This window comes from Streptomyces sp. NPDC051173, assembly GCF_040689515.1.
Classification (GTDB): domain Bacteria; phylum Actinomycetota; class Actinomycetes; order Streptomycetales; family Streptomycetaceae; genus Streptomyces.
In genome coordinates this window covers 51,116-68,604 of sequence record NZ_JBFBBD010000035.1, presented here as the reverse complement: position 1 = coordinate 68,604, position 17,489 = coordinate 51,116, and the positions used below count along the sequence as shown (strand labels likewise).

Genomic DNA, 17,489 nt, shown 5'->3' with positions numbered 1-17,489 from the left:
AGGCCGAGCGGCAGCAGCACCGAGACGCCCGGGCTCCAGCCGGTCAGCTCCAGAGTCCAGTCGCCGGTCGCGGTGCCGAGCGCGAAGGTGACCAGAACGGTCAGCCAGTAGAACGACTCCCGCGAGAGCGTGGTGACCGAGTGGATCGACAGCGTGCGCTCACGTGCCCACCACACACCGAAGACCACCGCGAGCAGCACCGAGAAGACGGCGGAACTGATCCACAGCGGCACGTTCAGCTGGTCGGTCAGGATGTCGGTGTACAAGGTGCCCGTGACGCTGACAACGACCACGGTCAGCCAGTAGGGGAACGGTACGTACCGCTTCAGCCGCAGCTGGACGGCCAGGACCACCACCAGGACCGCGGTGAAGATCCAGGCCGTGTTCACCAGGCCGACGCCCAGCCGGGTGTTGATCCAGTCGGCGAAGCTCTCACCGACCGTCGTGCACAGGACCTTGATCACCCAGAACCAGATGGTGACCTCGGGGACCCTGTTGAGCATGAGCCGCCCGCTGCGCGTGCGTGCTTCGATTGTCGTTGTCATGCAGGGAGGTTTACGCGGGAAACCTGCACGCAACCTGACTACGTGGCCGCACGCGCGGCCGGGAGCGTCACCTCGACGTGACCGCGGCCGTCCGCGATCGCGCGGACCTCCACACCGGCCGAGGCGGCGATGCGCCGGACCACCGGCAGCCCCAACCCGTATCCGCCGCCGCCGGTCACACCCGCTTCAAAGACCCGGTCGACCTCCGCGGGATCGAACCCGGGGCCGTCGTCCAGGACATCGACCACGATCGCCTCGCCCTGGATGCGCGCGGTGATCCACACACGCGACCGCGCATGCCGCAGGCCGTTGTCCAGCAGGGGCGACAGCAGCGACACGGCGACGTCGGCCGCCACGGCGACCTCGACCTTCGTGGGAAAGGCGACCTCGACCGCGCGGCGGAGCGCAGATCGCACCGGGTCCCAGCGTCTCTCCGTGCGCGCGCGGCACGCAGAATCGTCGTGATCGCCACATCGAGGCGGTCGACCTCGCGCAGCACCGCCTCCGGCGCCACCGACTCGCCGGACAGCTGGGCCAGCTGCGCCTCGCCCCGCAGGACCGTGAGCGGTGTCCGCAGCTCGTGGGCGATCTCATCGGTGAGCCGGCGCTCGTCCGCCAGTGCGTTGTCGACGCGCTCCAGGAGGTGGTCCAGGGTCCGACCCAGTTCCCCGAACTCGTCACGGGGGACTCCGAGGTTGAAGCGGCGCCCGGGTTCGTGATGGCCCCAGTCGTCGGCGAGGGCGGCCATCTCCCGCACGACCCGCAGCGCCCGGCGCACCACGAGGTGCGCGACACCGCCGGCGAGGAGGATGGTGAGGCCGCCCAGTACCAGCGACGAGGCCAGGCTGCGCCGCTCAGATGTCTCGTAGGACGTGAGGTCCACCCGGACGATCACCATGACGTGGTGGCCGTCGATCGGGACCTGCTGCGCGTACAGAAGGTAGTTGTCAACGGTGGCGGTCTGCGATCGCCGTGAGCCTGCCAGCGTTTCGACGCGCTCGACCACGCTTGCCGGCACGTTCCCGTCGATCAGACGGCCGTCGGCATACACCCAGGCGACCTCGTCCAGCGCCTCGCTGCTGTTCTCCGTCAGTACGACACGGCCGCCCACGGCGGTGACGTTCGCCGCGACCGCCTCGGCACGGGTCCGCGCCAGATCGTGCGCGTCGGCGTCCGTCACCCGGCTCAGCAGCACGTGCGAGACCACGACCAGTATCGCGACCACGGCGGTGGCGATCAGCACGGTGAGCGCGACGACCCTCCTGCGGAACCCCGTCACTGCCATCGGTAGCCCACTCCGCGGACGGTCGCCAGACGCTCGGCCACACCCAGCGGACCGAGCTTGGCCCGCAGTCGGCGCACGAAGGAGTCGAGGGTGTTGTCGCTGACCTGCGCTCCGTGCGGCCAGCCGGCGGCGATGAGGGCGTGGCGGCGTACCGCGTCGCCCTGCGAGGCGATCAGGCGGCCCAGCAGCCGGAACTCGGTCGGGGTCAGGCTCCTGCTCACCGAGTCGTAGGTCACCACGTGCTTCGTCGGATCGAGGACGACCTCGCGCGGTGCGGGCGCCACGGTGGTCCGGCGCAGCAGCGCGCGGACGCGGACCAGCAGTTTCGGGATGTCGAAGGGTTTGGTCATGTAGTCGTCGGCGCCGGCCTCGAAGCCGCCCACCTTGTGATGCAGGCCGTCCAAGGCGGTGAGCATCAACACCGGCGCGTCGACGCCGCGAGCCCGGAGGGCCAGGCAGACGTCGCGGCCGTCGGCGTCCGGGAGCCCGAGATCCAGGACGACCAGATGGGGGGCCGGTGCGAGCTGCCGCAGCAGGCTGTCGGCCGTGGCGGCGACGGAGACGGTGTGGCCGTCGTGCTCCAGGGCACGCTTGAGGATGCCGCGGACCGCCGCGTCGTCTTCGCACACCATGATGAAAGCCACGTGCCGACCTTAGATACTCCCCTGCCAGTTCTCCATCTGCCCTGATCAGCCGCCTGACGGTCGGGAGCAGGCCACTGGTGCCGCACGTCCCTGCCCTGCCATGAATCGACGGCCGACACCTGTTGTCCGCTTGCGCGACCACCCAGGCGGAATGGGGCCACAACTCCCAAGAGTTTTCCTGCGCTTGGGCAAGCGGCCCCCATGGGCGGGTAAGAAAAACCGCTGGTCACCTCATGTTCACCCCGCGGCTCTACCCGCATAGACGGACGCAGTGGTGTCATGCCCACTACAGCCCGGATCGGCCGGGCCAGAACGTGGAGCCCCCCATGCGACCTTCGTACCGACTCGCCGCCGCCGCGGCGTCCCTGGCGCTCGGCGCCACCGGACTCCTCACCACCGGCACCGCGCACGCCGCCGCGCACGCCGCCGCACACCCCGCCGCGCACCCCGCCGGGGCCTCGTGCAGCCTGTCCCGGCTGCCGCTGCCCGATCCCACCTGTCAGCCCGGCGCCTACAACCCGGACGTTACGCAGGCGACGATCGGCTCGACGATATGCGTGTCGGGATGGACGAAGACCGTGCGGCCGCCCGTCTCGTACACCACGCCGCTGAAGATCCGTCAGATCGGTGAGTACGGCTACAGCGACACGAACACCGCGGACTACGAGGAGGACCACCTGGTTCCCCTCGAACTCGGCGGCGCCCCCAGGGACCCCAAGAACCTCTGGCCCGAGCCGCGTTACGGCAACGAGCCGGCCCAGAGCAAGGACTCCGTGGAGAACCGGCTCAAGACCGCGGTCTGCGGCGGCGAGGTCACGCTCGACGCGGCGCGCGGCGCGATCGCCACGGACTGGACCACGGCGCTGTCGAAGCTGGGCCTCGGATAACCGTCGTCCGGGCGCGCTCCCTCTCCGGCTGAGGAGAGGGAGTGGTCCGTGCGGCTCAGAACTCGATTTCGAGGTCGATGTTTCCCCGGACCCTGATCTTCTTCCGTGCCGGGTCGGGGAGTTGCCTGCCGTCGTCCCTCTTCTTCTTGATGAAAAATTTGCCGTTGGCCTTGCCCCACTGGCTCGCCTTGAACTGGGGGATCTCGTACTTGTCGATCGTGTCGGTCTCCAGGCCCCGGATGGCGGTGATCGCGTCGTTCTTGCTGCGGCTCTTCAGATAGGTGTCGATGTTCCCGTCGAGAGCCTTCAGCCGGTTGAACCGGTCCTTCGTGATGATCGGTTCACAGTCGGATTCAAAACTTTCCTTCGGGTCGTCGCTCCGGTTGTCCCCGTCAGGACCGGCGAATGTGTTTCCCGGGGGCGTGCCGTAGATCAGCATGAAGTTGTCCCATGACGCCCCGTCCCCGGGCACCAGCTTGCCCGGCTCGTGTGCGTAGGTGGGGAGTTTCTTGAGCAGCGCGATGAGGTGTTCGCCGTCCTCGGGTCTCAAGGTCGTGCGGTAATCGGGGAACCTGTTGACCATGCGGTCGGTCATCCTCTTGATCTCGGCGATGTGATCCGGATGCTCGATCAGTTCGTTCCAGAAGGCGGCCAGCTTGTTGTACGGAACGACGTGGTGGTACACGAGAGGCACATTGTCATGATCCCCGAGGGTCGGATAGGGAGGAGTCCGCGCGCCCTTCCTCATGGACAGATTGTGCTCTTCCTTCTTGACCCGGATCATGTTCTTCTCCTTCGGCTCTTCGCCATGGGCGGTGCAAAGATGTGCAGTGACCCACTGCCGCAGGAAGCGATCCAGGGGCCGGTCCTGCTGATTTCTCCGTTCTGTACGGTGACTCGGTAGCGGAATCGGGCCGGGAAATCCGGGGTGTCGGGGAAGACGATCCAGCGGCGGGCCCGGTGGTCCTCGTCGCCCTGCCACCGGAATTCGGCCGCGTGCGTGCCGTCAGGTTCTCCCGACGGATTCAGCGCCTCGAGGCGGACCCGCACCGTCTCGTTCCTTCCGGCCTTCCGGTGGAGGCGGATGGGGTGGACGTCGAGATGCCGCACCATGGTGACCGACACGTCGATGGCGACGTCGTTGAACAGTGCGCCATGGGGGCCGGGGTCGATGTCGATCTCCTCCGCGTCGTTCTGCACGACGCAGAGTTCACCGCTCGCCTCCGCCCCGGGCCGCAGTTGCACCCGGCGTTTGACGAAGGTCCGGTCCGGGGCCCAGCCCGGCGGTGGGTCGGCGATCTCGTCCTTGGACTTCTGGGTGGTGCGGTAGACCCACGGCCCGGGCCCGGGTTCTCCGTCGGCGCCCGACGGGCGGGGGAACACCCGGCCCTCCCAGAGGATCTTTCCGGTGGTGTCCGGATAGCCGCAGCAGACCGAGACGGAGGCGACGGCCGGGTTGTCGTGGGCGATGACCGGCCGGAAGACCCGTTGCAGGGTGTGGGCCGTGTCGTCGGGATAGTGGGTGAAGAAGTACGTCGCGGCGTCGGCGCGAATCTCCTCGAACTCCGGGGAGAAGCGGGTCGGGACGCTGATCGGCCGGAGATAGCGGAACGCGCCTTCGGTGACCCCGTTCAGCTCCGGGTCGGGCGGATCGACCGGCGCGACCCGCCAGCTGGTGCCCCAGGGGTTCGGCGGTCCGTCCGCGTCGGTGGCCAGGGCCGTGGGCGCGTGCCCCGCCCCCTCCAGCACGGCGGCACGGGCGAGTTCGAGGAACCGGCCGTCCGTGCAGCCGGTGTGCCGGAGCAGGTTCTGAACAAATCTGCTGTCGTCCGGCACGGTGTGGTCGGGGACGCAGTCGACAGCGAGATCTCCGGCCGTACGCGCTCGGTCCAGGGCGCTTCTGATCCGGTCGAGGGTGATGTCCCGGTCGGTACCCCTGGTTTCCTTGAGGAGCTCCGCGCGGACCGCGGGCCAGTTCCCGCGCAGCGTGAAACTGCTCGTGGGGGCGACGAATTCAATGCCGAGAGTGCGGTTCACCGTGAGGGGTTCGGCGTTCTCCACGACTGCCCGGTGGAACAGCTCCGTGTAGTGCTTTCCCATCAGCGTGGTGTACGTACGGCGGTCCCGTACGGTGATCGGCCCGGTGGTGGCGCCCTGCTTCTCGCAGTACCAGGGATCGGCGCCGGTCAACCGGCGGACGACATGCGCGGAATTCACCCCGGTGCCGGAGAGCGTGGTGTGGGTGTAATGGAAGGTCAGTGGAATATAGGCCTCCGACCACCAGGACGCCGTACCCCAATAAGGGTCCGATATCGTGGAGTCCATATAGAGCTTGTGGGTGGCGTTGTTGATGACATTCTCCGGGACGTCGGCGACGAGAGTGAACCGCACCATCCCGCAGACGTCCTCCTGCGCTCTGCCGCCCAGCCGGGTGTAACGGGAGAAGGAGAAGTCGTACGGGCGCGCCCCGGTGCCTTCCTTCCGGGCCAGGTACAGCCGGTCGAGCATCCAGTAGAAGGTGGACGCCTGGCAGCCCGAGGTCCGTGTCGAATTCAGTACGTCGGGGTAGAAGACGAAGCGGTAGCCGTCGGTCTCGACCGTGCGTGAGCCGTCGATCTCGGTCGGCCCGCCCTGCCACTCCGGCACCTAATCCGGGTCCTTGAACCTGAATGTCACGCCCTGGGCGTTCTTCCTGGGGATGACGGCCGGCAGCGTCGCCGCATTGGTGAACTTGTAGGCGGTCTCCCACTCCGAGCCCTCTTCGACATCGGTGACCTTCATCTTGTAGCGGTACCGCTTCCCGGTGACGGGGGCCGGGCACACGACCCATCTGCGCAGGGTGTGAATGTTCGCGGGCTCGCAGAGGAAGGTCGCGGGATCCCGGCCGACCGGCCGGTCGGCCTTGTCCACCGGTTCCACGGTGAGTTCGGCGAACTGGTCGGCGGTGAGCCTGCCCATGAACCGGGCGGTGATCGACATCAGCTTGTTGGACTCGGCCCTGACCTCGACGTCCTGATTGAGGGGGGTGCCGTTCTCGCCCGGGTCGATCCTGAGTTCCGACTGCCCGCTGTCCAGCTGGGTGATGACGAACTGGTCGTTCGGGTCGGGCTCCTCGAAATGGATCACCCGCTTGACGAAGCTCCGGTCCGGCTCCCAGCCCGCGGGAGGGTCGACGACCTCGTCCTTGCCCTTCTGGACGGTGCGGTAGACCCAGTGCTCCAGCGTCTCGTTCGGGGCAGGGCGGGTGAACACATGGGAATCCCATAGGAGTTCACCCTTGACATTCGGATAGCCGATCTGCACGGACATGCTGTTGTAGACGCCGGTGTTCCAGGCCGCGATCGGGATGCACACCCGGGCCAGCTTCTTCGGCCAGTCGTCCAGATAGACGATGGGGAAGTACTTCTTCTCCGCCTCGGCCCCACCGGTCGCCATCTCCTGGAGCATGCCGTCCAGCGAGCTGGAGATCACATGCTGCTGGAAATGGGAGAACTGGGTCTCCTCCTGATAGCTCAGCGTGAGCGTGGTCTCCTCGTACCCGCCCTTGAGCGCCAGGGAAAAGCCCCAGGGGCTGGCTCCCGACCCGGAGGAGGAGGCTTCCGCGGCCGACTCCTTCACGGGAGCCGGCTCGAAGATGACGCGCTGCGCCTCCTGCATGAACTTGTCGAGCAACAGGTCGGATTTCTCCCTGAGATAGTTGTCGATCGTCTCCGACCCCGGGAAGTTGCCGGCCGGAGTGATCTCGACCTTGATGTCGCCTGTTTTCCGGAGTTCGTCGAACCGCAGCTTGATGTCGGCCGTCGCCCAGAAGCCATGTGCGTTGGCGTGTGCGGAGAAGTGTCTGTAGATGCTCTTCCATGCTCCCGTGATCTTCAGCTTGACCTTGGGTGTCCACATCTGGAGCTGCATGACGGAACTGGCGAAGATCGGGCTCGTCGTCGTCCCCTTGAACCCCTGATGGAGGATCTGCGCGGGATAGCTGCCGACCATCGCGGAGAAGGCGTGCTCGGCGGCGGGGTCGATCGAGCCCGCTCCGGCGCCTTGGAGAACCCAGTACCAGTTGCCGATGTCACCGTCCCGCTGGGGCGTGCCCTTCACCAGTCTGGTGCGGTTCTTCTTTCCCAGATACCCGGAGGCGCGCAGCTTGAGGGCGCCGCTCTTCTGCTTCTCGTAGTACTTGTAACCCTCCGCTGTGAGTGTGGTGTTGGAGATCGAGGTGGTGTTGGACATCAGGAGTACGGGCGTGAAGATGGGCGTGATTCCCTTGTGGTCCCAGAGCCCATGGGAGTGGCCCTTGGTCGCCTCGGTGACCTTCTGCTGGGCCTCGGTCATCGCCGCCACGGGGATTCTTCCGGTGGTGGTGAGGCTGAGCAGACCGCCCACACTCTCCTTCGACGCCTCCTTCTTCCCCTTGTCGCTCGCCACCCCGCCCACGAAGCGCAGCAGGCTGAACTTGAAGTCGCCGGTCTCGCCGTCGCGCCGTGCGATGGACAGTTGGCTGGGTACCCAGTAGAAGACCGGACTCTTGCCTTCCTTGATCAGGTCGTAGTTGTTCGCATCCGGATAGAAGCTGACGCTGTAGCCCTGGGCGGTCATGGTCTGAATTCCGCCGGCCATCGTGGGACCGATCGGGTCCGTCATGGGGGAAGCACCTCATACCTGTCATACGACGGTTCACAGGAACATCCGAAACGGCACGCCACGGCGCGCGCGAGGGAGCGGCAGGCGAGAGGCCCGCGGGCTTTCGGGCGAGGCCGGACAGGAAGATCGTGACAAGGGTGAGTGGCGACCGCAACTTGAGGGCGGCGCGTAAATGCCGCCGAAAAGGCGGGGTGGTGAGCGTTGGCGTCCTTTCGCGGAATTCGCTTCACTGCAGCCGCAGGGGGCCGTCCGGATCGGGCGTCCGGCGGCGGGCGGCGCGTGCGATGTCCTCGCCGGTGACCGTTCCGACCAGGCGCCCGCCGTCCACGACGAGGATCGCCAGCCGCGCCGACGGCGTCGCCCGCTCCAGCACCCCCACCAGGTCGTCCCCCGGTGCCGCGACGGTGCACTGCCCGAGCGGAACGGCCACGTCACGTACGCGGACCTCGCCCCGCTGCGACGCCGGGACCATCGCCAGCCGCAGCCGCTCGGCGAGACCGCTCGGACGGCCCTCGAAGTCGAACAGCGGGACCGCACGGCGGTCCGTCCTCGCCATGACCTCCGTGAGGAACTGGTCCACCGTGTGCCAGTCGGGCCCGGCGAGCGGCTCCGGCGTCATGACGTCGGCGACCCGTACGCCCTCCAGCGCGGCCACGAGTACGGCCTGCCGGATCTCCGCCCCGGCCGAGAGGGTCACGAAGCCGCCGACGAGCATCAGCCACAGCCCCGCACCCGTCCCGTGCACGACCTCGAACCAGCCGCCCACGACCATCAGGAACCCCGCCGCCTGGCCGCAGCGCCCTGCCACGCGCTGCGCCCGGCCCCGGTCGCCGCCGCGCCACCACAGCGCCGCCTGCAGTATCCGCCCGCCGTCCAAGGGCGTCGCCGGGAGCAGGTTGAACGCCCCCAGCAGCAGATTGGCCCACCCGGCCCAGACCAGCACGGCCGACGTCAGCGCCCAGTGCAGGGCGTGCCCGGCGCCGAAGCCCGCGGCCAGCACGATCCCGCCCACGACCAGGCTGGTCAGCGGCCCGGCCGCCGACACGGCGAGCTGTACGCGGGGCGTGGCCGCGCGCCCCAGCCGGGTGACCCCGCCCAGCCCCCAGACCGTGATGTCCTCGACCTTGATCCCGGCCCGCCGGGCGGTCACCGCGTGCGCCGACTCGTGCAGCAGCAGGCTCGCCGTCAGCAGCACGGCACCGGCCAGCCCGGCCGCGTCGTACACGCCCGGGGACCGTCCCGGAACCCACGCGGGCAGCGTCCCGCCGGCGAGTCCCATGCCGAGGAAGACGATCAGTACGGGCGCGCTCCAGTGAATCCGCAGCGGTACGCCGAAGATCTTGCCCAGTGGTAGAGAGCCGCCCATGTGCCCGTCCCGTCACCCGGGTCGCCACCGCGGTGGCGAGCTGCTCCAATTATCCGCCCGCGCGGTGCGGGTTTGCGCTTCGCGCAGGTGGAATTCTGGGCTTCAGCGGCTGAGGGTTCCGGTTTTTATGTGGGATATGAGGGGGCGGAGTCTGTGGGGGGTGGTGGTGAGGATTGTGCCGGGGGTGTCGCTCTCGTGAAGGTGGATCGCGCCGTCGCGGCCGATGGCAAGGTGCACGCAGGAGGATCCGTACTCGCTGTACGAGGACTTCTGCCAGTTGAGGACTGTCACCGCATTCCTCTCAGGTGGCTTGTGCGATGTGGTGGATGAGGTCCTGTGAGGGCTTCGGCTTGAGGGAGGCTGATTCCATGCGGTCCAGCACCATGTGGCACCTTTCCAGCTGTGCTACGGCATCGATTTGAGCGCCGTCATGGGCAGTGTCGATGACGGCGGCATCGAGTTGGGGGACCGGTCCATGGAAGTAGTCGATTCCGTGGCCCGCGCTCGGGAAGGACGTGCTGCCGAAGGGGATCACGGCGATGGTGAGGTTGTCCCGCTCGCTTATGTCGATGAGGTGCTGAAGCTGTGCCTTCGCGACGACCGGCCCGCCGAACTGTATGCGCAGAGCGGCCTCGTGGATGATCGCCGTGTAGGGCGGTGGGGCATCACGGTAGAGAATCGCCTGGCGCTTCATCCGGTGGGAGACTCGGTACTCGACCTCGTGGGCAACGGGCGGTGGAACGGCCTCGCGGAAGATCGCGCGAGCGTACTCCGCTGTCTGGAGCAGGCCCGGGATGTTGATGACCTGGGCGACGCGCAACGCAGTCGCGTGATGTTCCAGTTCGGTGAGATCGATCAGGCTCGGCGGCAGCTGCTCCCGGTACTCCTCCCACCACCCGCGCTTCCGTTCACCCGTCATCGCGGCGAGCGCTTCGATCAGGAGCTGGTCCGAGCAGTCATAGGTGCGCGCCAGCGCCCGCACCCTGTCCGCGCTCACTCCGTACCGGCCGGCTTCGATGTTGCTGATACGTGACTGGGTGACGCCGAATCGAACCGCAGCTTCTGTCGCGGACAGATCCGCCCGCTCCCGGAGTCTTCGCAGCTCCGCCCCAAGTCGGCGTCTCCGTACGGTCGGTAGAGGTGTGCTCGGCGGCATCGTGCTCCTCTGGTGCTCGCACACAGTGCGGTGTTGTCGCTCGATCGGGTCTCATGGACTGCTGTTCATGGATTACGGGGAATGTAGTCCATGGGGCGCGCTAGCGTGTGAGCCACACCACTCGGCAACGCGTACCGCCGAAGTGATCCAACTCCACCTCCCGCCAGGAGACTTCCATGGCCACCGTAGCCAAACCGCAGCCCTGGACGTACACCCTCGAACTGCCGCGCGACCCCCGCGCCCCCGGAATCGCCCGGGCCACCCTCCGCTCCGTCCTCGACGGGCACGGCATGCCGGAACTCACGGAAACAGCCGAGCTGTTGACGTCCGAGCTGGTCACGAACGCGTACGTGCACACGGAAGGCCCCTCCTCCGTGCGCGTCGAAGGCGAGGAAGGGGATCACCTGCGGGTGAGCGTGTGGGACACCTGTCCGAGGATTCCTGCGCTGTTCGGTGGGGCGGCGGGGGACGCGTCGGGCGGCCCGGAGTCCGACGGTGGGCGGGGGTTGCTGCTCGTGCGGCGGTGGGCGAGCGCGTGGGGGAGTGACGGGGTCGACGCGCGGGCGGGCGGCAAGGTGCTGTGGTTCGAGCTGAGCCGCGCGGAGCGTGAGGCGAGTGCCTCACCGGTCGGCTGCGCCGAGTGCGTGGAGCTGGAGGGCGCGCGGCGGAAGGCGGTCGCCCTGGGTGCCGACCGACGGACGGTCGAGGTGGCGACGATCGCCGTACGCAGGCACTTCCGCGACGTCCACCTCCCGGACGGGGTGATGTGGTGAGGAACTGCCTGCACCGGTCGGGGTGGACGCGCAGCGGAAGCGCGTCGAGCTGCGACGGCTGCGGAACCCGCCGCTTCGCGGACTACGCGGCGCTGCGCCCGCCGGGCCTGCCGCTGTGGATCACCCCGAAGCCACGCGACCGCCACGCGGCGGACCGCGAGGCGGCCCACCACATGGCACGGCTCGCGCGCCGCACCCGCCTTTCTATGATCATCAAGTGAAGTCCTCCCTCCGCCGGTGGCTGCCCGCGGCCGCCCTGTCCGTCGCCGTCGGCTGTACGCCCGCCGACGGCGCCGCGAGCGCCGAACCGGCCCCGTCGCCGTCGGGGAAGGAGGCCGCGTACTGCCGGGCCCTGCACAAGGAACTGCCCGCGACGCTGAACGGCCTGAAGCGCCGGTCGGGCGGCCCCGCCTCGGAGTTCACGGCGTCCTGGGGCGATCCGGCCGTCACGCTGCGCTGCGGCGTACGGAAGCCCCTGATCCTGACGCCCGGCTACAAGCGCTACCGCCCCGGCTCGGCCACGTGGGAAGTCAACGGTGTCGAGTGGATGCCGGAGCAGCAGCCGGACGGCAGTGTCCGGTGCACGACGTCGAAGCGGGAGGCGTGGGTGGAGGTGACCGTACCGGAGGAATTCACGGGAGAGGCCGGCGGCCTCGGCCTCTTCGACGCCCTCTCGGACGCGGTCCGGAAGACGGTCCCGTTCGGCATGATCTAGAAGTCCGGCGTTGTCGGCATCCCATTACCCACAAGGCTGAATCAAGCAGATCCGTCATCTGGTTGTCGGGACATACCGCTTCCATGGATCCGTAGCTGAGACGCCGCGCGCACCAGGGGGAGCCGGGTTGGACCGCCGCACATTTCAGAGTCGACTGCTCGCTCTGGGCGGGCTGACCGTGGCCGGGGCGTTGCCCGGGGTGCCGGAGGGGGTGGCGGCCGGGCCGACGGGTGAGGGGGCGTGGCGGCGGGCAGTGGCTCCTGGGATCGTCGATCGTCTCCGACAAGGCGCGGGATCTCATCGTCCGGGTGCGGTTCGACCCGTCCTGGACGTGCGTCGTCGGGGAGGAGTACGCGGCGCTGCCGACGCAGCACTGCAAGGCGCACCGTCTGCTGCCGTTGGAACGCGGCGTCCTCGCCACCGAGCTGACGACCGCCAGGGTGGCGCGGCTGACCGTTCCCGAGGAGCGCTGCTGAGCGGCGGCGGCCGCTCGTCGCCGGGGGTCTGCAGCCCCCCGGCGATGCGATCCGTCGGGCCGGCTCGGCCGGGCCTCGGCGTATCAGCCGGGCATCGGCACCGGCATCGGCACCGGCATCAGCTCAGCCGGGCCTCGGCGTAGACGGCCATCGCGTCGCACTGGTAGACCGCCAGCCCGTCGGCGACCTTGTCGAAGTTCGCGCGGAACTGCGGGTCGTCGACATAGGTCCGGCCCAGCCCCTGGTACGCGGCCGCGTTCGGGGTCCAGAACCGGCACACGCCCCGGTAATGGACGTCCACCTCGGCCTGCACCGCGGGATCGGCGACCGGTGTGCCGGCCACCATGAACTCCGCCATGCGGATCATCTGCGCCGTCACCTCGCGCTGCCACCGCTCGGTGTCCTCGGCGGTCATCGTCGCGACGGCCTTCCGGGACTGCTCCCAGTGCTCCGGCCACCGCTCCCGTACCTCTGCCTCGGTCTCGGAGCCGGAGTGCTCGAAGCCCTCGAAGAGGTTCTCCGGCCTGTTGATCTTCACCATGTCGTTGTCGTCCTTGCCTTCCTCCAGTTCGGCGATGGTACGGCCGACCGTACGGGCGAGCGTCTCCAGCCGGTTCCGCTCCGCCAGCAGCCGCTGGTGGTGCTCGCGGAGCACGGCCACCTGGTCGGCCTGGCTGTCCAGGACCGCCCGGATCTCGCGCAGCCCCACGCCCAGCTCCCGCATCAGCAGGATCTGCTGCAACCGCAGCAGCCCGGCCTCCTCGTAGTAGCGGTGCCCGTTGCTCCCGATCCCCGCCGGCGGCAGCAGGCCGATCTCGTCGTAGTGCCGCAGCGTCCGGGACGTCACCCCGGACATCCGGGCCACATCCGCGATCGGCCAGGCCATGGCCCGCCTCCCATCGCCGGGCCGGTCTCTCCGGCCCCACACCAAGACCGTAGAAGTTGACGCAACGGAAACCGCAAGCGGGAACCGGCGTCCGCGGCGATCTCGCACGGACGGCGGCCCCCGGCGGCCCGGTGAACCTCAGGGGCGCGGCCTGAAGTCAGTTGCGAGTCGCGTCGCCGGGCAGATCTTCGCCGTAGGTGACGTGCAGTTCGTCCGCGAGGGCCTGGGCCAGATGGAGGGTCTGCGGGCGAAGGATGCCCGAGTTGCCTTGCGCGGTTGGCAGAACCAGGAATTCCAAATGGGGCCGCAAAAAATTCTTCTTGATAAGAAGGCGATGCAACACTTCTTGGAGCGACATCACCCGGACTATCGTCGCGGAGAAGATAAAGCGGCTCAGACCAACTTTGATTCAAGAACTACTGTCGGTGAACTGACTGATGTCGTACGTGAGGTCCTCAAGCAGAATCGCGACGAGCTCATTCGGCGAGGCGACCGCGGTATGTATCAAGTTGAGGGCGAGGTGAACGGCACGCGGTATAAATTGGGTATGAACAAGGGTCGTGTCGGGCAGCTTTATCCACTCGAAGGGTGAGGGTTTGCAATGCTGATGGTCGAGTCTTTCTTGAGAGATTCGGAAGGTAACTTCATCCCCGTGGATCAGGCGACCCCTCCTGTTCCTGATCCGGACTACGTGGAAGGCGCTTTGGAGTTCACGGTGAATGAGGTGGAGATCCTCTCCCTCGCGCACTGGGATTACATTGACCAGCTGTGGTCGTACATCATCAATATGCTCGAAGAGCTCAGGGTTTTGCATTCCGCTTCAACGAGATTCCCGGATCAGCCGATCGAGTTGAAATTTTCCAGGAAAGGTAAGCTCGGGATTCTTGTGCAGTCCGCAGTCGGTGGAGTTACGTGCTCGGCGATGGTGAGAGAAGGGGATCTCATGGCGGCCCTGCGCGACTCTGGCGTGAAGTTCTTCCAGTGTATGGAGAGTCTTGTTCCCGAATCGGCGGATTTCCACGCATCTGAACTGGCCCGGCTCTTGGTCAACTGTGAGCGCTGAGGCCCCACCGCCCGTCGGCCCCGACGCCGTCTCGTGATGTCGGGGCCGGGTCCGAGGCAAGTGGGTAATGGGGGGTTGTCCTATGGATCCTGCCGAGTATTCCGAGATCAAGTCGTGGGCCGAGGGCTAGGACATCGCGGATACCGTCGGAAACGCTTGGCGTGCGGCATTGTCGACGGCGTACCCCGGACAGAACCTTTGACGTGATCGTGGATGACACGGACGACGGACCTGTGATCAGCTTCGCGGCCTCGCCGCTGGAGTAGGGGTGGAGGCCGGACGATCGCGAACAGTCTCGTTTCCGAGGGCGAACCGGCTCGTTGAACCGGCGGAGTCGTCCCGAATGAGAGGAAAAGTTCTGTGCGCCGGATGAGTATCGCCCTGGCCGCGGCCCTTCTGATCGGTGGTGCGGGCGCCGCCCCGGCCGCCGCCGTGGCCCACCCGCGAGCCCGTGCCGACCAGCCGCCCTTCCCGTACGCGGACTGCATCAACGCCGCCAAGCAGAACAAAGAGAGCGCGGCCCACGCGAAGTGGCACTGCGACGAGTTGGTGAAGAAGGGCTGGATCAAGAAGCCCTTGGGCAATGAGGGCAAGGTCCAGAAGGCACAGCCCAAGAAGCAGGAAGCCAAGAAGCAGGAAGCCAAGAAGCCGGAGGCCGGGAAGCCGGAGGTCAAGAAGCCCCAGGCCAGGAAGTCGGAGGTCAAGACCCCGAACACCAAGTCCCCGCACGTCAAGAGGGCGCACACCAAGAGGTGGCACCCCAAGAAGGCACACGCCAAGAGGCTGCGAGCGAAGCCGGCGCACGCCAGGCACCCCCACGCCTGATCCGGCAGCCCCACCGAGGTGGGCGGTCCACACCGCCCACCTCGTCACGGCACCGGAAGGCGCTCCACCCGCGGGCCGCAGGCCCCGTGATTCAGGCCGGTTCGGCGGCGACCAGCGCGCGCTCCCAGTGCTGGGTGTCGGCGTATTCGCGCATGGCCGCGATCTTTCCGTCGCGTACGACGAAGACGCCGCTGTTCTTCTGGTCGTACGCCCTGCCGGTCTTCCCCGTCGCCCACGAATCCCACTCGACGAATACCTGCTCGCCCTCGCCGAAGACATTGGTGACGCGGACGCCGATCTCCCGGTCGGGGTCCAGGTGGGCGAAGGCGGTCGCCAGGAATCCGTCGATCACCTGGTCCCGGCCCTGCCAGGTCCCCGAGATCGGCAGGTCCCCGGCGTACCAGCAACTCCCGTCCTCCGCCCAGGAATCCCGGATGACATCCTGATCGCCGGCCGCCAGCGCCTCGAAGTAGCGCCGCACCACGTCCTTGGGTTCGCTGGTCATGAGGTGGTCCCATTCTTTCCGTAGAAGCCGGGCTGTCCTTCTGCCCGACCCCAAGTCAAGCCGCGCCCGCGGCACCGGCCAAGGCGCAACCCGCACACGCAGTCATCACGAACGGCGATCAATGCGCGACAATCGGCGGGTGGCACGGCGTACGAATCCCGACCGGTCCCTCGATGAACTCGAAAGCGACCGCTGGCCGGCTCCGGCGGCGGACGCGACCCGCCTTGTCGCGACGGTGCACGCGCTGCGGCGACGGCCGATCGGCTCGCTGACCGTCGAGGAACTGCGCGTACTCATCCGGCAGGACGTGGGGCTGCCTTGCCTTCTGCCGCTGGCGATGAAGGTGCTGAGGGAGAATCCGCTCGCGGAAGGCGACATGTACGAGGGTGACCTTCTCGCCGCGGTCGTCACCAGAGAGCCGTCCGTATGGGCCGAATTCCCCGAGCTCGCGAGCGAACTTCGCGCGATCGCGCCGAAGGCGGCCGCGCTCTCTCCCGCTCTGCGGCCGGAGATCGACCGGTTCCGCCGCGGGGATCCGTTCCAGGCGTCGATGTAGTCGCAGGTCTGCTGGATGAGGACGCGAACGCTGGAGAATGCGACGGAAACGAGCCATGGCTGGATGTGCCACCCAACCACCCTGGCAGGACTACGGATTTCCATAAACGGAATGGGCTCTGCTGGAAACAGGCGGGCAGCCGCAACGGCGCCCTGCCATCCAGCCGGCGGCCGGTGCTCCGCCGTCCCCGACGCGTTCAGCCGCCGCGCGAGTCCCTGAATCCTCCACGAAGGGCAGGTTCGTCATGCTGAGAAAAGTGCAGTCGTTCGGCAAGGCCGTCCAGGCCGTCACCACAGCCGATCCGGACACCCGCGTCAGACGAATCTACGAACTCGCCGATCCTGACAGGCAGTTCAGGCACCGTGCCACCCGGTATATCAACATCGGCTACTGGGAGGACGGCACCGCGGATCCGGACCGGGCCGGCGAGGACCTCGCCCTCAAGCTCGCCGACATCGCGGGATTCGGGCCGGACGACACCGTTCTCGACGTCGGATTCGGTTACGGGGAACAGGACTTCGCCTGGTTACGCGGAAACCTGATCCACCGGGTGCACGGGCTGGAAGTGACGCCTCGCCATGTCGAGGGCGCCCGCGCGCAGGCCGAGGCGGAGGGCTTTCAGGAACGGGCGGAGTTCCGCGTCGGCAGTGCCACCGAACTCCCTTATGAGAACGGCAGGTTCGACCGCGTCGTCGCCCTGGACTCCGCCCTGCACTTCCACCCTCGCAGCACCTTCTTCAAGGAGGCGCTGCGTGTACTGAAGCCCGGTGGCACCCTGGCCGCCATCGACACCATCCCGCTGAGCGGTGACACCCCGCGCAGCACCTTCAGGACCAACCGCCTCAGCCTGTACAGGTACAGCGTGCCCGACGCCAACTGGTACGACCGGCGGACCTACGCGCGGCAGCTCATCGAAGCCGGTTTCACCGATCCGGACGTGACCTCGGTCCGCGACCGGACGTGGGAGGGCTGGTACCGGTACTGGGCGGGCCTGGTCAGCGACCCGGAGGCGCTGAAGGAGCTGCACCCGGAAGCGGCCCGGGAGTTCGTCAAGGAGTGGAGCGAGCGGGAGCGGATCCGGCAGGAGATCGATCTGCTCGACTCCGTCGCGGTCGTCGCGCACAAGCCGTAGCCGTGGCCGGGGGGGCGATCGGGGCGCCCGGTCG

At 67.7% G+C, this 17,489-nt stretch carries 21 protein-coding genes and 1 pseudogene; 10 read left to right on the top strand and 12 right to left on the bottom strand.

Annotated features, from left to right (window positions below; genetic code table 11):
- From AB0435_RS19795 to AB0435_RS19780, 4 genes and pseudogenes are all read right to left on the bottom strand, one after another.
- Nucleotides 1–545 (bottom strand): annotated as a pseudogene (locus AB0435_RS19795) (hypothetical protein); the annotation flags it as partial.
- Between the two features lie 38 nt (nt 546–583).
- A complete protein-coding gene (locus AB0435_RS19790) occupies nt 584–829 on the bottom strand; it encodes an ATP-binding protein (RefSeq protein WP_366427537.1) in 246 nt (81 codons plus the stop codon).
- On the bottom strand, nt 721–1,830 hold the full coding sequence (locus AB0435_RS19785; RefSeq protein WP_366005572.1) for a histidine kinase dimerization/phospho-acceptor domain-containing protein: 1,110 nt from the start codon (nt 1,828–1,830) through the stop codon (nt 721–723). Before AB0435_RS19785 ends, AB0435_RS19790 begins: the two co-directional genes overlap by 109 nt.
- On the bottom strand, nt 1,821–2,474 hold the full coding sequence (locus AB0435_RS19780; RefSeq protein ID WP_366427536.1) for a response regulator transcription factor: 654 nt from the start codon (nt 2,472–2,474) through the stop codon (nt 1,821–1,823). The genes AB0435_RS19785 and AB0435_RS19780 overlap by 10 nt, the downstream gene beginning before the upstream one ends.
- 326 nt (nt 2,475–2,800) lie before the next feature.
- On the opposite strand from AB0435_RS19780, the gene AB0435_RS19775 reads away from it, so the two are divergent.
- A complete protein-coding gene (locus AB0435_RS19775; protein WP_366427535.1) occupies nt 2,801–3,361 on the top strand; it encodes a hypothetical protein in 561 nt (186 codons plus the stop codon).
- 55 nt (nt 3,362–3,416) lie between these two features.
- Here AB0435_RS19775 and AB0435_RS19770 read toward each other — a convergent pair whose 3' ends face one another.
- The 6 genes from AB0435_RS19770 to AB0435_RS19745 form a co-directional block, all read right to left on the bottom strand.
- A complete protein-coding gene (locus AB0435_RS19770) occupies nt 3,417–4,145 on the bottom strand; it encodes a hypothetical protein (RefSeq protein WP_366427534.1) in 729 nt (242 codons plus the stop codon).
- Nucleotides 4,142–6,007, bottom strand: coding sequence for a hypothetical protein (locus AB0435_RS19765; RefSeq protein ID WP_366427533.1), 1,866 nt, complete (start codon nt 6,005–6,007; stop codon nt 4,142–4,144). The genes AB0435_RS19770 and AB0435_RS19765 overlap by 4 nt, the downstream gene beginning before the upstream one ends.
- The gene (locus tag AB0435_RS19760; RefSeq protein WP_366427532.1) at nt 6,008–8,002 is read right to left on the bottom strand and encodes a hypothetical protein; all 1,995 of its coding nucleotides are present in this window, start codon (nt 8,000–8,002) and stop codon (nt 6,008–6,010) included.
- A gap of 226 nt (nt 8,003–8,228) precedes the next feature.
- A complete protein-coding gene (locus tag AB0435_RS19755) occupies nt 8,229–9,368 on the bottom strand; it encodes a site-2 protease family protein (RefSeq protein ID WP_366427531.1) in 1,140 nt (379 codons plus the stop codon).
- 102 nt (nt 9,369–9,470) lie between these two features.
- Nucleotides 9,471–9,659 carry a DUF397 domain-containing protein gene (locus AB0435_RS19750; protein WP_366427530.1) on the bottom strand — a complete coding sequence of 63 codons (189 nt, stop codon included), beginning with the start codon at nt 9,657–9,659 and terminating at the stop codon, nt 9,471–9,473.
- Nucleotides 9,660–9,669: 10 nt separating this feature from the next.
- Nucleotides 9,670–10,524: a helix-turn-helix transcriptional regulator gene (locus tag AB0435_RS19745; RefSeq protein ID WP_366427529.1), complete on the bottom strand. Its 855-nt coding sequence runs from the start codon at nt 10,522–10,524 to the stop codon at nt 9,670–9,672.
- 176 nt (nt 10,525–10,700) lie between these two features.
- Here AB0435_RS19745 and AB0435_RS19740 point away from each other — a divergent pair, with 176 nt between their 5' ends.
- The 4 genes from AB0435_RS19740 (at nt 10,701) to AB0435_RS19725 (ending at nt 12,488) form a co-directional block, all read left to right on the top strand.
- The gene (locus AB0435_RS19740) at nt 10,701–11,297 is read left to right on the top strand and encodes an ATP-binding protein (protein WP_366427528.1); all 597 of its coding nucleotides are present in this window, start codon (nt 10,701–10,703) and stop codon (nt 11,295–11,297) included.
- Nucleotides 11,294–11,518, top strand: coding sequence for a DUF6255 family natural product biosynthesis protein (locus AB0435_RS19735; protein ID WP_366427527.1), 225 nt, complete (start codon nt 11,294–11,296; stop codon nt 11,516–11,518). Before AB0435_RS19740 ends, AB0435_RS19735 begins: the two co-directional genes overlap by 4 nt.
- A complete protein-coding gene (locus AB0435_RS19730) occupies nt 11,515–12,012 on the top strand; it encodes a DUF3515 domain-containing protein (protein WP_366427526.1) in 498 nt (165 codons plus the stop codon). Before AB0435_RS19735 ends, AB0435_RS19730 begins: the two co-directional genes overlap by 4 nt.
- A 230-nt stretch (nt 12,013–12,242) precedes the next feature.
- The gene (locus AB0435_RS19725; protein ID WP_366427525.1) at nt 12,243–12,488 is read left to right on the top strand and encodes a hypothetical protein; all 246 of its coding nucleotides are present in this window, start codon (nt 12,243–12,245) and stop codon (nt 12,486–12,488) included.
- 118 nt (nt 12,489–12,606) lie between these two features.
- Here the strand turns inward: AB0435_RS19725 and AB0435_RS19720 are convergent, their stop codons facing one another.
- The gene (locus tag AB0435_RS19720; RefSeq protein WP_366427524.1) at nt 12,607–13,374 is read right to left on the bottom strand and encodes a MerR family transcriptional regulator; all 768 of its coding nucleotides are present in this window, start codon (nt 13,372–13,374) and stop codon (nt 12,607–12,609) included.
- A 202-nt stretch (nt 13,375–13,576) separates the two neighbouring features.
- Between AB0435_RS19720 and AB0435_RS19715 the strand changes: the two genes are divergently transcribed.
- From AB0435_RS19715 to AB0435_RS19705, 3 genes are all read left to right on the top strand, one after another.
- Nucleotides 13,577–13,966: a hypothetical protein gene (locus tag AB0435_RS19715; protein WP_366427523.1), complete on the top strand. Its 390-nt coding sequence runs from the start codon at nt 13,577–13,579 to the stop codon at nt 13,964–13,966.
- A 9-nt stretch (nt 13,967–13,975) separates the two neighbouring features.
- Nucleotides 13,976–14,437: a hypothetical protein gene (locus AB0435_RS19710; RefSeq protein WP_366427522.1), complete on the top strand. Its 462-nt coding sequence runs from the start codon at nt 13,976–13,978 to the stop codon at nt 14,435–14,437.
- A gap of 369 nt (nt 14,438–14,806) precedes the next feature.
- The gene (locus AB0435_RS19705; protein WP_366427521.1) at nt 14,807–15,262 is read left to right on the top strand and encodes a hypothetical protein; all 456 of its coding nucleotides are present in this window, start codon (nt 14,807–14,809) and stop codon (nt 15,260–15,262) included.
- A 91-nt stretch (nt 15,263–15,353) separates the two neighbouring features.
- Here AB0435_RS19705 and AB0435_RS19700 read toward each other — a convergent pair whose 3' ends face one another.
- Nucleotides 15,354–15,767: a nuclear transport factor 2 family protein gene (locus tag AB0435_RS19700; protein WP_366427520.1), complete on the bottom strand. Its 414-nt coding sequence runs from the start codon at nt 15,765–15,767 to the stop codon at nt 15,354–15,356.
- Nucleotides 15,768–15,906: 139 nt separating this feature from the next.
- On the opposite strand from AB0435_RS19700, the gene AB0435_RS19695 reads away from it, so the two are divergent.
- On the top strand, nt 15,907–16,323 hold the full coding sequence (locus AB0435_RS19695; RefSeq protein WP_366427519.1) for a contact-dependent growth inhibition system immunity protein: 417 nt from the start codon (nt 15,907–15,909) through the stop codon (nt 16,321–16,323).
- 244 nt (nt 16,324–16,567) lie between these two features.
- On the top strand, nt 16,568–17,455 hold the full coding sequence (locus tag AB0435_RS19690; protein ID WP_366427518.1) for a methyltransferase domain-containing protein: 888 nt from the start codon (nt 16,568–16,570) through the stop codon (nt 17,453–17,455).
- The last annotated feature ends 34 nt before the right edge of the window (nt 17,456–17,489 follow it).

Coding starts and splice junctions, on each gene's coding strand:
- AB0435_RS19785 (WP_366005572.1), bottom strand. CDS start 1,830: ATGGCAGTGACGGGGTTCCGCAGGAGGGTCGTCGCGCTCACCGTGCTG.
- AB0435_RS19775 (WP_366427535.1), top strand. CDS start 2,801: ATGCGACCTTCGTACCGACTCGCCGCCGCCGCGGCGTCCCTGGCGCTC.
- AB0435_RS19770 (WP_366427534.1), bottom strand. CDS start 4,145: ATGATCCGGGTCAAGAAGGAAGAGCACAATCTGTCCATGAGGAAGGGC.
- AB0435_RS19760 (WP_366427532.1), bottom strand. CDS start 8,002: ATGACGGACCCGATCGGTCCCACGATGGCCGGCGGAATTCAGACCATG.
- AB0435_RS19755 (WP_366427531.1), bottom strand. CDS start 9,368: ATGGGCGGCTCTCTACCACTGGGCAAGATCTTCGGCGTACCGCTGCGG.
- AB0435_RS19745 (WP_366427529.1), bottom strand. CDS start 10,524: ATGCCGCCGAGCACACCTCTACCGACCGTACGGAGACGCCGACTTGGG.
- AB0435_RS19740 (WP_366427528.1), top strand. CDS start 10,701: ATGGCCACCGTAGCCAAACCGCAGCCCTGGACGTACACCCTCGAACTG.
- AB0435_RS19720 (WP_366427524.1), bottom strand. CDS start 13,374: ATGGCCTGGCCGATCGCGGATGTGGCCCGGATGTCCGGGGTGACGTCC.
- AB0435_RS19710 (WP_366427522.1), top strand. CDS start 13,976: ATGCTGATGGTCGAGTCTTTCTTGAGAGATTCGGAAGGTAACTTCATC.
- AB0435_RS19705 (WP_366427521.1), top strand. CDS start 14,807: ATGAGTATCGCCCTGGCCGCGGCCCTTCTGATCGGTGGTGCGGGCGCC.
- AB0435_RS19700 (WP_366427520.1), bottom strand. CDS start 15,767: ATGACCAGCGAACCCAAGGACGTGGTGCGGCGCTACTTCGAGGCGCTG.
- AB0435_RS19690 (WP_366427518.1), top strand. CDS start 16,568: ATGCTGAGAAAAGTGCAGTCGTTCGGCAAGGCCGTCCAGGCCGTCACC.